Source organism: Mycobacterium sp. C31M (assembly GCF_053345865.1).
In genome coordinates, this window is the sequence record NZ_JBKFAX010000019.1 from 88,255 (window position 1) to 101,191 (window position 12,937).

At 67.2% G+C, this 12,937-nt stretch carries 17 protein-coding genes and 1 pseudogene; 11 read left to right on the forward strand and 7 right to left on the reverse strand.

The genetic code is table 11. The features are described 5' to 3' along the window. The first annotated feature begins 29 nt into the window (after positions 1-29). Positions 30-1,394: a diguanylate cyclase gene (locus tag ACLBYA_RS25515; protein WP_447712253.1), complete on the forward strand. Its 1,365-nt coding sequence runs from the start codon at positions 30-32 to the stop codon at positions 1,392-1,394. A 7-nt stretch (positions 1,395-1,401) separates the two neighbouring features. Here the strand turns inward: ACLBYA_RS25515 and ACLBYA_RS25520 are convergent, their stop codons facing one another. Further along, positions 1,402-3,072, reverse strand: a complete 1,671-nt coding sequence (locus ACLBYA_RS25520) for a CocE/NonD family hydrolase (protein ID WP_447712254.1) — start codon at positions 3,070-3,072, stop codon at positions 1,402-1,404. Positions 3,073-3,134: 62 nt separating this feature from the next. Here ACLBYA_RS25520 and ACLBYA_RS25525 point away from each other — a divergent pair, with 62 nt between their 5' ends. Then, complete coding sequence (locus ACLBYA_RS25525; protein ID WP_447712255.1) at positions 3,135-3,743, forward strand: TetR/AcrR family transcriptional regulator; 609 nt, start codon at positions 3,135-3,137, stop codon at positions 3,741-3,743. A gap of 66 nt (positions 3,744-3,809) precedes the next feature. On the opposite strand, the pseudogene ACLBYA_RS25530 reads toward ACLBYA_RS25525, so the two are convergent. Continuing rightward, positions 3,810-3,932 (reverse strand): annotated as a pseudogene (locus tag ACLBYA_RS25530) (NAD(P)/FAD-dependent oxidoreductase); the annotation flags it as partial. A gap of 130 nt (positions 3,933-4,062) precedes the next feature. Here ACLBYA_RS25530 and ACLBYA_RS25535 point away from each other — a divergent pair. Continuing rightward, positions 4,063-4,818 carry a YebC/PmpR family DNA-binding transcriptional regulator gene (locus ACLBYA_RS25535; protein ID WP_447712256.1) on the forward strand — a complete coding sequence of 252 codons (756 nt, stop codon included), beginning with the start codon at positions 4,063-4,065 and terminating at the stop codon, positions 4,816-4,818. On the opposite strand, the gene ACLBYA_RS25540 is transcribed toward ACLBYA_RS25535, so the two are convergent. After that, positions 4,815-5,462 carry an SDR family oxidoreductase gene (locus tag ACLBYA_RS25540; RefSeq protein WP_447712257.1) on the reverse strand — a complete coding sequence of 216 codons (648 nt, stop codon included), beginning with the start codon at positions 5,460-5,462 and terminating at the stop codon, positions 4,815-4,817. The two genes, ACLBYA_RS25535 and ACLBYA_RS25540, sit on opposite strands and share 4 nt — an antisense overlap. Before the next feature lie 30 nt (positions 5,463-5,492). Here ACLBYA_RS25540 and ACLBYA_RS25545 point away from each other — a divergent pair, with 30 nt between their 5' ends. The 6 genes from ACLBYA_RS25545 (at position 5,493) to ACLBYA_RS25570 (ending at position 9,150) form a co-directional block, all read left to right on the forward strand. After that, entirely contained in the window at positions 5,493-5,801 is a 309-nt protein-coding gene (locus ACLBYA_RS25545) for a hypothetical protein (RefSeq protein WP_447712258.1), read from the forward strand. A 75-nt stretch (positions 5,802-5,876) separates the two neighbouring features. Further along, positions 5,877-6,434 (forward strand): crossover junction endodeoxyribonuclease RuvC, encoded by a 558-nt coding sequence (gene ruvC, locus ACLBYA_RS25550; protein ID WP_447712259.1) that lies wholly within the window; start codon positions 5,877-5,879, stop codon positions 6,432-6,434. Continuing rightward, positions 6,431-7,021, forward strand: a complete 591-nt coding sequence (gene ruvA, locus ACLBYA_RS25555) for a Holliday junction branch migration protein RuvA (RefSeq protein WP_447712260.1) — start codon at positions 6,431-6,433, stop codon at positions 7,019-7,021. Before ruvC ends, ruvA begins: the two co-directional genes overlap by 4 nt. Positions 7,022-7,037: 16 nt before the next feature. Continuing rightward, complete coding sequence (gene ruvB, locus ACLBYA_RS25560) at positions 7,038-8,102, forward strand: Holliday junction branch migration DNA helicase RuvB (protein WP_447712261.1); 1,065 nt, start codon at positions 7,038-7,040, stop codon at positions 8,100-8,102. A 5-nt stretch (positions 8,103-8,107) separates the two neighbouring features. Further along, positions 8,108-8,494 (forward strand): DUF1304 domain-containing protein, encoded by a 387-nt coding sequence (locus ACLBYA_RS25565; protein WP_447712262.1) that lies wholly within the window; start codon positions 8,108-8,110, stop codon positions 8,492-8,494. Positions 8,495-8,544: 50 nt separating this feature from the next. Then, positions 8,545-9,150 carry a hypothetical protein gene (locus tag ACLBYA_RS25570; RefSeq protein WP_447712263.1) on the forward strand — a complete coding sequence of 202 codons (606 nt, stop codon included), beginning with the start codon at positions 8,545-8,547 and terminating at the stop codon, positions 9,148-9,150. On the opposite strand, the gene ACLBYA_RS25575 is transcribed toward ACLBYA_RS25570, so the two are convergent. The 3 genes from ACLBYA_RS25575 to ACLBYA_RS25585 form a co-directional block, all read right to left on the reverse strand. Beyond that, positions 9,053-9,319, reverse strand: coding sequence for a hypothetical protein (locus ACLBYA_RS25575; protein WP_447712264.1), 267 nt, complete (start codon positions 9,317-9,319; stop codon positions 9,053-9,055). The genes ACLBYA_RS25570 and ACLBYA_RS25575 overlap by 98 nt on opposite strands. A 73-nt stretch (positions 9,320-9,392) precedes the next feature. Continuing rightward, on the reverse strand, positions 9,393-9,515 hold the full coding sequence (locus ACLBYA_RS25580) for a hypothetical protein (protein WP_447712265.1): 123 nt from the start codon (positions 9,513-9,515) through the stop codon (positions 9,393-9,395). A gap of 87 nt (positions 9,516-9,602) precedes the next feature. After that, a complete protein-coding gene (locus tag ACLBYA_RS25585) occupies positions 9,603-10,055 on the reverse strand; it encodes a MarR family winged helix-turn-helix transcriptional regulator (protein WP_447712266.1) in 453 nt (150 codons plus the stop codon). A 67-nt stretch (positions 10,056-10,122) separates the two neighbouring features. On the opposite strand from ACLBYA_RS25585, the gene ACLBYA_RS25590 reads away from it, so the two are divergent. Next, positions 10,123-10,932 carry an alpha/beta fold hydrolase gene (locus ACLBYA_RS25590; protein WP_447712267.1) on the forward strand — a complete coding sequence of 270 codons (810 nt, stop codon included), beginning with the start codon at positions 10,123-10,125 and terminating at the stop codon, positions 10,930-10,932. A gap of 21 nt (positions 10,933-10,953) precedes the next feature. Here the strand turns inward: ACLBYA_RS25590 and gabT are convergent, their stop codons facing one another. Then, positions 10,954-12,294: a 4-aminobutyrate--2-oxoglutarate transaminase gene (gene gabT / locus ACLBYA_RS25595; RefSeq protein WP_447712268.1), complete on the reverse strand. Its 1,341-nt coding sequence runs from the start codon at positions 12,292-12,294 to the stop codon at positions 10,954-10,956. A gap of 211 nt (positions 12,295-12,505) precedes the next feature. Here gabT and yajC point away from each other — a divergent pair, with 211 nt between their 5' ends. Continuing rightward, on the forward strand, positions 12,506-12,862 hold the full coding sequence (gene yajC / locus ACLBYA_RS25600) for a preprotein translocase subunit YajC (protein ID WP_447712269.1): 357 nt from the start codon (positions 12,506-12,508) through the stop codon (positions 12,860-12,862). Positions 12,863-12,937: the final 75 nt, after the last annotated feature.

Sequence of the window (12,937 nt, forward strand, 5' to 3'; positions counted from 1 at the left end):
CGCAAATATGTTGCTTATAGGATTGCCCGGTGAGCGACGTGCACCCGCCGTATGAGAACGAGCGGGTACTCGAGGCGCCCTCGCCCGCCACGCTGGAGTTGATCTCGCCGTACCTTCCTCAGATTCGCGACAGTGCTGCGGAGTTGGCGGCAGATTTCTACGCGACACTGTTGCAGCGCACCGAATCGCACCGTTACCTGGACAACTCGATCGTCGAAGCGCGGCTCATGGCGGAGTGGACGCGATGGTTGCAGGCGGCGTTCTCGACCGAATCGATGCTTGACGTGGCGACCTTCGAGGCCCGTCAGCAGCAGATCGGCGAGATCCATGCCCGGATCCGGGTCCCCGTGCACCTGGTCAACATCGGTGCCTTGCGACTGCGTTCGCAGATCTCGAATCTGGTGCGCGCGCGGACCGACCAGCCCTGGGAGAGCCGTTATGACGCCATGCGCTTCTTCGAGAGCTGGATCGACGGTGCCATCACCGCGATGACCCGCGCCGGCATCCGCCGGATCGTCGATCGCACCCGGGTCGAGGAGTCCTACCGGCTGTTCTCGTTGGATCAAGACATGAACCTGGAGCGCGAACGTCAACGGTCCAGCCTGCTGGAGTGGTCGCAGTCGACACTGTTCGCGACCGTGCACGCCCAGAACGTCGCGGCGGTGGACGAACTGGCCTTCGCGCCATTCGGGCGCTGGGTCCGGCACCGCGCCGAGATCATCTTCGGCAGCACGCCCCAGTTGGCCGAGATCAACTCGGCCGTCGCCCATGTGGACCGGGCGCTGCTGCCGACGCTGCGTTCGGACGATCTCGGCGTGCGGATGGAGACACTGCAGATGTTGGGTGCCGAGGTCGAACGGATCCTGGCACTGCTCGGCGAGATGTTCGAAGGGCTCTCCGAACTCGAGCTCGGACGCGACGCGTTGACGCGCACCCTGAACCGGCGCTTCCTATCGTCGATCCTGTTGCGCGAGATAGGTTTTGCCAACACGGCATCGATGAGTCTGTCGGGGTTCATGGTCGATGTGGACAGTTTCAAGGACATCAACGACCTGCACGGTCACCATGCCGGTGACGCGGTGTTGCGCACGCTGGCCGGGATCCTGGCCGATACGGTCCGCTCCAGCGATTTTGTGTTCCGTTACGGCGGCGAGGAGTTCTTCGTGCTGTTGGTGGAGACGGAGCTGTCCGGCGGTGTCGACATGGCCGAGCGCATCCGGCGTTCAGTCGCGGACTCCGCGTTCAATGTCGGCGACACCCGGATCGGGGTGACGGTGTCGATCGGTGTCGCGTCCTATGACGGACACCCCGACCCGGATGATCTGGTGCGGCGTGCCGATACCGCGCTGGCCACGGCCAAACGGTCGGGTCGCAACCGGGTCGCGGTCGCCTGACCGAGGTTTAACCGATTACGGGCAGCCGCAGCCGGGATGCCGAGTCCACCCGGTTGCGGCTGCTGGTGCCGACGCTCGCGTGCCGGAAGTTCATGATCGCCGGTGTCTGCGGGTCCTGATCGTCGCCGTTGAGCACCAGTCGGATGCGGTGCCCGGCCGCGAAGCGGCGGGCGTTGGGCACCAGCACGATCCGGTACTCGACATCCTCACCGATCGGGACGGCGACCGGAGCCTGTTCGGATTCGCGCAGCGAGGCCCGCAGCCAGCCGGCGGTGACGTCGGTGACCTCGCCGTCCGGTGCGACGTCCTGCAACGTGGCGATCCACGCGACATCGGCGGCGGTGGCCGACGCGAGCAGGCGCAGTTCGATCTCGCCGACCATATCGAGATCGGACGGCAGCACCTCGGTGGTCCAGCGCAGATCGGCAGGCGGGTCGATGGCGCTGGGCTTCACCCGGCCGGTGCCCGCGCCCAGTGTCATGAATTCGCGCGTGCCGCCGTCACCTTCGTCGCTGCCGAGGACACCGTCGGTGCGCAGCGCGAGCTCGAGATGGGTGGCAGCGGGCGGCCAGGTCGCGCTGGCATGCCAGTCGCCGTCGGTCCCACCGGGCAGCGCGTACCGCACCGGATCGCCGTCGTCGATCCCGGTGTCGCGGCCCTTGAGCCAACGGTCGTACCAGGCCAGCGCCTCGATGTGCAGGCTTTCCCAGGGCCAGGTCAGGCCGAACTTGTCCAACATGCCCAGGCGCACGTTCGGGTTGTGCGCCAGGCCCTTCCAGGCGATGAACGTCGAGGGTAGGTGCAGCGGCACGTTCTCCCAGTCGCAGCCGAGGTACACCGGGATGTCGATATTGCCCAGCAGTCCGGTGAGATCACGTTCGTCCCACCATTCGTCGCGTACCGGATGGTTGACACACACGTCGAGCCACAGCTGGTCCCAGGGGTGCGGATCGTGGGGGAGCTTGAGCAGCTGGTGCATCATGGTCACCGCCGCTTCACCGTTCATCGTTCCGAACTTGCGGTGCAGGGGCGCCAGATTGAGCACCTTGCGGGCCAGGTGCACCGGCAGGCCGCGCCAGAAATCGTCACCGCGTGCCGCCGTCAGACCCATCATCGACAGGAACGGCGTGATGAATCCGGAGCTGACCAGTCCGTGATGCGAGGACGCCTCGAAGAGGTCCGCGGTGACCGCCACCGGGAAGATCGCTTTCAGGTGTGGAGGCCGTTCGACGGCGGCCTCCAGCTGCGTCATCGCGAAATAGCTGATGCCGATCATGCCGACATTGCCGTCACACCAGGTTTGCTGCGCGGCCCACTCGACCAGGTCGTGCATATCGCGGCGCTCGGCGCCATCGAAGAAGCCGAAATCGCCTCCGGAGCCGCCGGTTCCGCGCACGTTCGCGATGATGTGCACGTACCCGCGCGACACCCAGAACTCGGTGTTGCCCGCCTCGATGAACCCCATCGGCGCGCCGAGATCCTGGATCTGGCGAGGGTAGGGGGAGGCCGCGATGAGGGCGGGGAAACGACCGTCGCCGTCGGGTCGGTGCACATCGGCCATCAGTGAGATGCCGTCGCGCACCGGTACCGCCACGTTGATGTCGTGCCGGATCCGGTGTGTCGGCTCGCTGAGATGGCGGTACTCGCGCCCGGTGGTCTGCGGCCCGTTCAGGTTCATGAGTTTCACGCTACGTTGAAACTAGTCTCAACGCAACGTGAAACTTCTGTTATCGTCGACGCATGCCGAAGAAGCCGCCCGGCCCGCGCGACGAACGGGGTGTCCTGCAGGCGCGCATCCTGGCCGCCGCCCGCGAGGAGTTCGCCCAACACGGCTGGGCCGGAACCACATTGCGTGCCGTCGCCCGCGGCGCCGATGTCGACCCAGCGTTGATCTACCACTACTTCGGCTCCAAGGAAGCCCTGTTGGACGCCGCGACCACCCCGCCGCCGCGGTGGCTGGAATCGGTGGCCCGTACCTGGGCGACACCGGCGGACCGGCTCGGCGAGGCGCTGCTGCGACTGATGCTCGGGGCCTGGGCCGACGACGAGATCGGACCCGTCCTGCGGGCGGTGCTGCTGACGGCCGCGCACGACGAGACGACCCGGGAGAAGCTGCGCCGCATCGTGGAGGGCAGCCTGATGGGCGCCGCTCAGATAGGCGCCGACGAAACGGACCGGCGCACCCGAAGCGGGCTGATCTCCTCACAGATCATGGGTCTGGCGATGATGCGTTATGTCTGGCGGGTCGAACCCATTGCCTCCATGGCCGACGGCGACCTGGTCGCCGCCATCGCGCCGAACCTGCAGCGCTATATCGAGGGGGACCTCTCGGTGGCCGGTGCCGTCTGAACCGCGGCCGCGGCCGCGGCCGGCAGGTCGGTCCGGTCACCGGTACGCGGCGGATAGATCCGCTCGCGGTTGATGATCATCGTGGTCGCCTTGGCGGCAGCACCCGTCGCCGCGACTGCACGGCAGCCGGCCCGGCAGTTCGCAGGCGGTCTCGATACCGGTCAGGCCGGCGCTGACGACCACGACGGTGCGCGGGCCGGCGAGGTTGTCGAGGTCCCGCGAACCCCGACCCGATGATCAGCACCTTGCGCACCCGTGCAGGTTTTCACACCACGTAGACTGGTCAACTGACGTTTCACCAGAAAGAGGGCGTACCTGCATGAGCGGCCATTCCAAGTGGGCCACCACGAAGCACAAGAAGGCGATCATCGACGCCCGTCGCGGCAAGAACTTCGCCAAGCTGATCAAGAACATCGAGGTCGCGGCGCGCACCGGTGGTGGTGACCCGGGTGGCAACCCGACCCTGTACGACGCGATCCAGAAGGCCAAGAAGTCCTCGGTGCCCAACGACAACATCGAGCGCGCGCGCAAGCGCGGCGCCGGTGAAGAGGCCGGCGGCGCCGACTGGCAGACCATCACCTATGAGGGCTACGGCCCCAATGGTGTTGCCGTCCTGGTCGAATGCCTGACCGACAACAAGAATCGCGCCGCCGGCGAGGTCCGGGTCGCGATGACCCGCAACGGCGGCAACATGGCCGATCCGGGTTCGGTGTCCTACCTGTTCTCCCGTAAGGGCATCATCACCCTGGAGAAGAACGGGCTGTCCGAGGACGACGTGCTGGCTGCGGTGCTGGAGGCCGGTGCCGAGGAGATCAACGACCACGGCGAGAGCTTCGAGATCATCTCCGAGCCCACCGACCTGGTCGCGGTCCGCACCGCACTGCAGGACGCGGGCATCGACTACGACTCCGCCGAGTCCGGTTTCCAGCCGTCGGTCAGCGTGCAGGTCGACGTGGATGCCGCCCGCAAGGTGCTCAAGCTCGTCGATGCGCTGGAGGACAGCGACGACGTGCAGGAGGTCTACACCAATGTCGACATCCCCGACGATGTCGCCGCGCAGCTCGACGAGGACTAGAAGGCAGTACTGATCGGGGTATCCCCGCCGATCAGTTCGAAGGTGCGGCCCGCCGTCGCCGGCGAGTCCAGCACGGCCAGCAGCACCGCGGCCACATCGGCGCGCGGGATGTCGCCGCGGCCGGTCGTCCCGGCGATGAGCACCAGACCCGTGCCGGGACCGTTGGTCAGCCGGCCCGGCCGGACGATGGTGCTCTGCAGACCCGCGCGGGCGCGGACGTTCGAGTCGGCCTCGGATTTCGCGATGATGTAGGCGCGGAAGACCTCGTCGTACCCGGCGTCGAGGCTGCGATCGTCGGCCGAGATCGCCGACACCAGCACGTAGCGGCCGACCCCGGCCGCCTCGGCGGCGTCGGCCAGCAGGATCGCTGCGTCACGGTCCACCGTCTGCTTACGTTCGACCCCACTTCCCGGTCCGGCGCCCGCGGCGAACACCACCGCGTCGGCCCCGGCGAGCGCCTCGGCGACCTCGGCACTCGTGCTGTTCTCCAGATCCAGCACCACGGCCTCGGCCCCGACGGCCGCCAGATCGGGCGCGTGTTCGGGATTGCGCACCAGGCCGACCGCCTGGTCGCCGCGGGCGGTCAGCAGCTGTTCGAGAATCAGGGCGATCTGGCCGTGTCCACCGGCGATGACGACTCGCATGTTTCCAGCCTGCCACGGCAAGATGTGTCGATGGCTGTCGTGACGGACCCGAACGGCGTGCAGTGGTCGGTGCACCGCAGGTGGTGGCCGTTCTGGAATCTCGGCGGGTTCGCACTCGAGGGCCTCTTCGGTCTGGTCATGGCCGCGCCGTGCCTCGTGCTGTGGCCGATGTGGTTGGTTTCCAAATGGCTGGGCGCGCGCTGGCGGATCGTCGTCGTGCGTCACGACACCGAGGTGGAGACCCGGCTGGTCCGCGGCTGGAGGGCGTCCGGTGCCAGTATCGACCAACTGGCCCTGCAGATCGCCCGCGGCTGGCGGTCAGGCCACTTCAGCATCTGAGGTGTGTCCCTGCCCGAATGTGTCCGACCCGACGGCTACTGTATCGAACAGGTGTTCTGATACGAAGGGGTTGGCGTGCGGGTAATGGGAGTTGATCCCGGTTTGACGCGCTGCGGGTTGTCCATGATCGAAACCGGGCAGGGGCGTCACGTCACAGCGCTCGATGTCGACGTGGTGCGCACCCCGTCCGATGCGCCGTTGCAGAAGCGGCTGCTCACCATCAGCGACACCGTCGAACACTGGATGGACACCCACGTCCCGGATGTCATCGCCATCGAGCGGGTGTTCGCCAACAACAACGCCAACACCGCGATGGGCACCGCCCAGGCCGGTGGGGTGATCGCCTTGGCCGCCGCCCGCCGCGGTATCGACGTGTTCTTCCACACCCCGTCCGAGGTGAAGGCCGCGGTCACCGGCAACGGCCGCGCCGACAAAGCGCAGATCACCACGATGGTCACCAAAATCCTTGGTCTGCAACAGAAGCCGACGCCGGCCGACGCCGCCGACGCGCTGGCGCTGGCCATCTGCCACTGCTGGCGGGCGCCGATGATCGCACGGATGGCCGAGGCGGAAGCCAAGGCCGCCGATCAGAAGAAGCGGTATCAGGCCCGGCTGAAGGCGGCGCGCGCATGATCGCCTCGGTCCGCGGTGAGGTCATCGAGATCGCGCTCGATCACGTCGTCATCGAAGCCGCCGGCGTCGGCTACAAGGTGATGGCCACACCGTCGACGTTGTCCACGCTGCGCCGCGGTGAGGACGCCCGCCTGATCACCGCGATGATCGTGCGTGAGGACTCGATGACCTTGTACGGCTTCGCCGACGGCGAGGCCCGGGACCTGTTCAACACCCTGCTCGGGGTCTCCGGCGTCGGACCCAAGATCGCCCTGGCCACCCTCGCGGTGTACGACGCCCAGGCGCTGCGGCAGGCGTTGGCCGACGGTGACGTCACCGCGCTGACCCGGGTGCCCGGTATCGGTAAACGCGGTGCCGAACGCATGGTGCTGGAACTGCGCGACAAGATCGGTGCGGTCGCCGGTGCCGGCGGGTCGGTCTCGGTCACCGGCCACACGGTCCGCATGCCGGTGGTGGAAGCCCTTGTCGGCCTTGGCTTTGCGGCCAAGCAGGCCGAGGAAGCCACCGACAAGGTGCTCGCCGACGATCCGAATGCCACCACGTCGGCCGCGCTGCGGGCGGCGCTGTCCATGCTGGGCAAAAAATGACGCTCGGTGAGAAGTGATGGGCCGCTTCGACGAGGGCTCCGAAGACGACATCCCCGACGAGCGGGACGTCTCCCCGGCGCTGACCGTGGGCGAAGGTGATATCGACGCCAGCCTGCGGCCACGGTCGCTCAGTGAGTTCATCGGCCAACACCGGGTGCGCGAGCAGCTGCAACTGGTCATCGAGGGGGCCAAGAACCGCGGCGGCACACCGGATCACATTCTGCTGTCCGGCCCGCCCGGGCTGGGCAAGACCTCGCTGGCCATGATCATCGCCGCCGAACTGAACTCGGCGCTGCGGGTCACCTCGGGGCCTGCGTTGGAACGCGCCGGGGACCTGGCTGCCATGCTGTCCAATCTGGTCGAGGGCGATGTGCTGTTCATCGACGAGATCCACCGCATCGCGCGGCCCGCCGAGGAGATGCTGTATCTGGCGATGGAGGACTTCCGGGTCGACGTCGTGGTCGGCAAAGGCCCTGGGGCGACGTCGATCCCGCTCGATGTCGCCCCGTTCACGCTGGTGGGCGCGACCACCCGCTCGGGCGCGCTGACCGGCCCGCTGCGCGACCGGTTCGGGTTCACCGCACACATGGATTTCTATGACCCAGCCGATCTGGAACGGGTGCTGGCGCGCAGCGCGGGCATTCTGGGTATCGAGCTGGAGGCCACCGCCGGTGCCGAGGTGGCCCGCCGCTCGCGCGGCACGCCACGCATCGCCAACCGGCTGCTACGCCGGGTCCGCGACTACGCCGAGGTGCGGGCCGACGGTGTCATCACCCGCGATATCGCCAAGGCGGCCCTGGAGGTCTACGACGTCGACGAACTGGGCCTGGACCGGCTGGACCGGGCCGTGCTGTCGGCGCTGACCCGCAGCTTCGGCGGCGGACCGGTCGGCGTGTCGACCCTTGCGGTGGCGGTCGGGGAGGAGGCGACCACCGTCGAGGAGGTGTGTGAACCGTTCCTGGTCCGGGCCGGGATGATTGCCCGCACCCCGCGTGGCCGGGTCGCGACACCGCTGGCGTGGACACATCTGGGGCTGCAGCCGCCGGTTCGCGGACTGGGCCAGGCCGGCCTGTTTGAATGAGCTGCATGCTCACCGGCGCACTGATCTTCGCGGGCCTGGCCGCGCTGCTGCACGTCTACATCTTCGTGATGGAATCGCTCACCTGGACTTCACCGCGCACCCGCGCCACCTTCGGCCTCAGTGCGCAGGAGGCCGAGAACACCGAGGAGATGGCCTTCAATCAGGGTTTCTACAACCTGTTCCTGGCCATCATCGGCGGGGTCGGCATCGTCGCCGTCGGGCTCGGGCGCCACGGGGTGGGTGCCGCGCTGATCCTGGCCGGGGTGGGCTCCATGCTGGCCGCCGCGCTGGTGCTGCTGCTGTCCTCACCGGACAAGGCGCGCGCCGCTATCACCCAGGGGGCGTTCCCGTTGATCGCGGTGATTCTGCTGGTCGTCCACATGATCACCTAGTTTCGGGCGGTCTGGGCTGGGTACTCAGTGCGTCGACAGAGGAGGCCCACATGAAGATCTCGCGTAGCCGCGGTGCCCTGAGCGGTTTTCTGTTGATCGTGCTCGGCGCCTGGGGTGCACTCGTGCCCTTCGTCGGCCCCTATTTCGGTTTCGCCTATACACCCGACTCACCGTGGGCGTGGACCATGGGACGTGGCTGGCTGCAGGTGCTGCCGGGTGCGGTGGCCCTGGTCGGTGGCCTGCTGTTGCTGATGTCCCGCAATCGCGCCACCGCGATGCTGGGTGGCTGGCTCGGCGTGGGCGCCGGTGCCTGGTTCGTTGTCGGCCGCGCGTTCGCGGGACCGCTCGGCCTCGGCACCCCGGGAAGTCCGGTCGCGGTCACCCAAGCCAAGAGTGTGCTGCTCGAACTGGCCTACTTCTCCGGTCTCGGCGCGTTGATCGTGTTCTTGGGCGCCGCCGCCATCGGCCGACTGTCGGTGCGCAGCGTCCGTGATGTCGCGCTGCGGGAGGCCGCGGTCGTGGAGGCGCCGGTCGAGGCACCGATGGCGACCGGTCCGATCATGGCGACCGAACCGGATCAGGTGACGGCCCCGACTCGGCGTCGGTCGCTGAAGAATCGGTTGTTCGGGTCCCGTCGGACGCCGGTTCCGCACTAGTAGCGGGCAGGTCGGCGGCATGACGTACCCGATGGCGCGGCAGCGCCCGGTCGGCCAGATGCCGCAGGTGCCGGTCGCTCATCATCCCGGCGATACAGAATTCCTCGCCGGCGGCGATGCGCGCGACCACCGCATCGCCGCCGGCGACCTTGCGCAATACCGCCGCCACCGAGGTCAGAACGCGATCACCGGCGGCATGGCCCTGGGTGTCGTTGATCGCCTGAACGCATCCAGGTCGACCATCACCACGCCGAGCGCGCCGCGATCGCGCACCAGTCGGGTGGCCTCGCCCCGATGCCGAGGATCAGCGTGAGGAACGGGCTGGTGTGCGTGAACGCCACGAGTCCGGCGATCGACACGCGCACCGCCGAGGAGAGTGCGAACAGGCGTGATGTCCGCCGGGACGGCCAGCGGGGGAGAGGTACGCGCGGTGGTCGCTATCACCATACGGGTCAGTCACGAGCCTGCTCCGGGTTGAGCTCGTCGAGAAGGCGTTGCATCGTCGAGCACATACGGGCGAACTCGTGCTCACCCACGATCGCTCCCCACCGTTGCTCGAGGTCGTCGACCCGGGCACCCGCCGCGCTCATCAACGCCCGGCCGCGTTCGGTGAGATCGATGAGCTTGGCCCGCCCATCGTTCGGATCCGGCCGGCGCTCCAGATAGCCGAGTTCGGTCAGGTTGTTCACCAGCTCGGAGGTGGCCGCCAGACTCAGCTGCGCGCGCTCGGCCAGCTCGGTCAGTCGTATTCCGCCGAGCCGGACGTTGCCGAAGATCTGGAAATGCGGTTCGCGGATATCGCCGAACCCGGCCTCCACGCGAGGAGCGGCCAGGTCGTCACGGAACTCGTGCAACAGTCGAACCAGCAATTGCCCGATCGCCAGGCGGTCCCTTGACGGCCCCATGAAAGCGGAGAATACTACGGATTCCGAAGTTTCGGGTTCCGAAGTATTCAAGGTAATGGGGATCGCCATGAGCGGTACGACCACCCGGCTGGGGCGCCTGCATGTCGAGACCATCGGATCTGGCGATCCTGTGGTGTTGTGGCACAGCCTCTTTCTCGATTCCCGGTCCTGGTGCGGACTGGCCGAGCAACTGGCATCCGATCACGCGGTGACGGTCATCGACGGCCCGAGCCATGGCCGTAGCGAGCCGATCGCCCGGGATTTCACCTTCGCCGAATGCGTGTCCGCCGCCGAGGCGGTGCTCGACGATCTCGGCGTGCGTGGTCCGGTGCATTGGGTGGGCAATGCCTGGGGAGGTCATGTCGGCATCCAGTTGGCGTCGGATCGCCCGTCGCGCATCCGCACCCTGACCACCATCGGAACGCCGGCGCACGCGCTGCGCCCGATGGAGCGCTGGACCAAGGCTTGGCCGCTGGTTCAGTTGTACCGACTCGTCGGGCCGAATCCGCTGCTGCTCAAACCGCTGTCGGATGCGTTGGTCGGAGCCGAATCGCAAACCATGGCACCGGATCTCGCGACCCTCGTCATGGGTGCCTTCACGGGTGCGCAGCGGTCGGCCATGTTCCATGCGATCCGGTCGATGATGCTGCACCGTCCAGGCATGTCCGCCCAGATGAGGCGCATCGGCGCGCCTACGCTCATCATCGCCGGTCGCGACGACATCACCGGCTGGCGCCCTGCCGATGCCGCCGCGGTGGCCGAGGCCATGGCCGACGCGCACGTCGTGGCGACGGCAGGTTCGGGCCACTCCTCGCCGCTGCTGATCGATCGCGATGCGGTGCTCGGTGCGATCAGGGAGTTCTGGCGCGGTCGGTGAACGGCCGTCTGATCTGTTGGGCTACAGCGTCTTCAGCGCCGCGGCCAGGATGTCGAGCGCCTCGGTGAGCAGTTCGTCGCCGATCGCCAACGGCGGCAGGAAGCGCAGCACGTTTCCGTAAGTTCCGCAGGACAACACGATCACACCCTGGGCATGCGCGGCCGCGCACAGCGCCTTGGTCAGGTCGGCATCGGGTTCGGTGGTACCGGCCTTGACCAGTTCCACCGCGATCATGGCGCCGCGCCCGCGGACATCACCGATGCGTTCGTCATCGGCCTGCATCCGGTGCAGCCGGTCCTTCATCAGCCGCTCGATCTGTCCGGCGCGGGCGACCAGGCCGTCGGTCTCGATGGTCTCGATGGTCGCCAGCGCCGCGGCACAGGCGACGGGGTTGCCGCCATAGGTGCCCCCCAGTCCGGACACATGCGGGGCGTCCATGATCTCGGCGCGCCCGGTCACCGCGGCCAGCGGCAGGCCGTCGGCGATGCCCTTGGCGGTGACGATGAGATCGGGCTCGATGCCCTCGTGCTCACAGGCGAACATCGCGCCGGTACGCGCAAACCCGGTCTGCACCTCGTCGGCGATGAACACCACATTGTTGTCCCGGCACCACGCCAGCAACGCGGACAGGAAACCCGGGGCGGGCACGATGAACCCACCCTCACCCTGGATCGGCTCGATGATGACCGCTGCCAGATTGTCGGCGCCGACCTGCTTGTCGATGACATTGATGGCGCGTTTGGCGGCCAGTTCGCCGTCATTGGCCAGTTCCTTGCCGAACTCGGCATCGCGGAACGGATACGACAGGGGAGCCCGGTAGATCTCCGGAGCGAACGGGCCGAACCCGTTCTTGTAGGGCATCGACTTGGCGGTCAGCGCCATCGTGAGGTTGGTGCGGCCGTGATAGGCGTGGTCGAACGCGACGACGGCCTGCTTGCGGGTGTAGGAGCGGGCGATCTTGACAGCATTCTCGACCGCCTCGGAACCGGTGTTGAACAGTGCCGAGCGCTTCTCGCCGCCCCCGGGGGTGAGGCGGTTGAGGTGTTCGGCCACGGCCACATAACCCTCGTACGGCGTCACCATGAAACAGGTGTGGGTAAACAGCCCGACCTGATCGCTGACGGCGTCGACCACGCGCGGCGAGGAGTTGCCGATCGTCGTGACGGCGATACCCGAGCCCATATCGATCAGCCGGTTACCGTCGATGTCCTCGAGGATGCCACCGGCGGCGCGCGCGGCGTACACCGGCATTGTCGTTCCCACACCGCGCGACACCGCAGCGTTCTTGCGTTCGATCAGGGCCGACGACTTCGGTCCCGGGATGGCGGTGGCGAGATGGCGGGTCTGTTCGACGGCAGTCACGGCTGACTCCTGGTGATGAGCGGGTGAAAACAGCAATTGACGCGTGATCCACCTACGGATCACGTTCATTCCGGCCTATTGTGCCACGATTTCCGTCGATGGAAACCATGTTGATCGTTGTATCGCGGGGTGAGCGGCAGGGCGGAGGTAGGGCTAATGGCACACTGGTGACCCGTACCCGCTGAACAAACCCGCGAAGGACAGCAGTTTCATGGATCTCGTCGTATTCCTGCCCCTCTTCATCATCCTGGGCGCCTTCATGTTCTTCGCCTCGCGCCGTCAGAAGAAGGCCATGCAGGCCACGATCGACCTGCACAACTCGCTGACCGTCGGCGACCGGGTGCACACCACCTCGGGCCTGCAGGGCACCATCGCCGGGATCACCGATGACTATGTCGACCTGGAGATCGCCCCCGGTGTCGTCACCACCTGGATGAAGCTCGCCATCCGCGACCGCATCGAAGAATCCGACTACGACGAGGACGACGACGCCGACGAGACCTTCGACGAGGTGACCGGCGCCGAGGAACTCACCGATCGCCCGACACCCAAGACTGACAGCAACTGAGCCAGGTTCACCGCGTACCCTCCCGGTAGCGCAGTCCTGAGTACCAGCCGTCCTGATCGTTTCGAGGAGACCCAA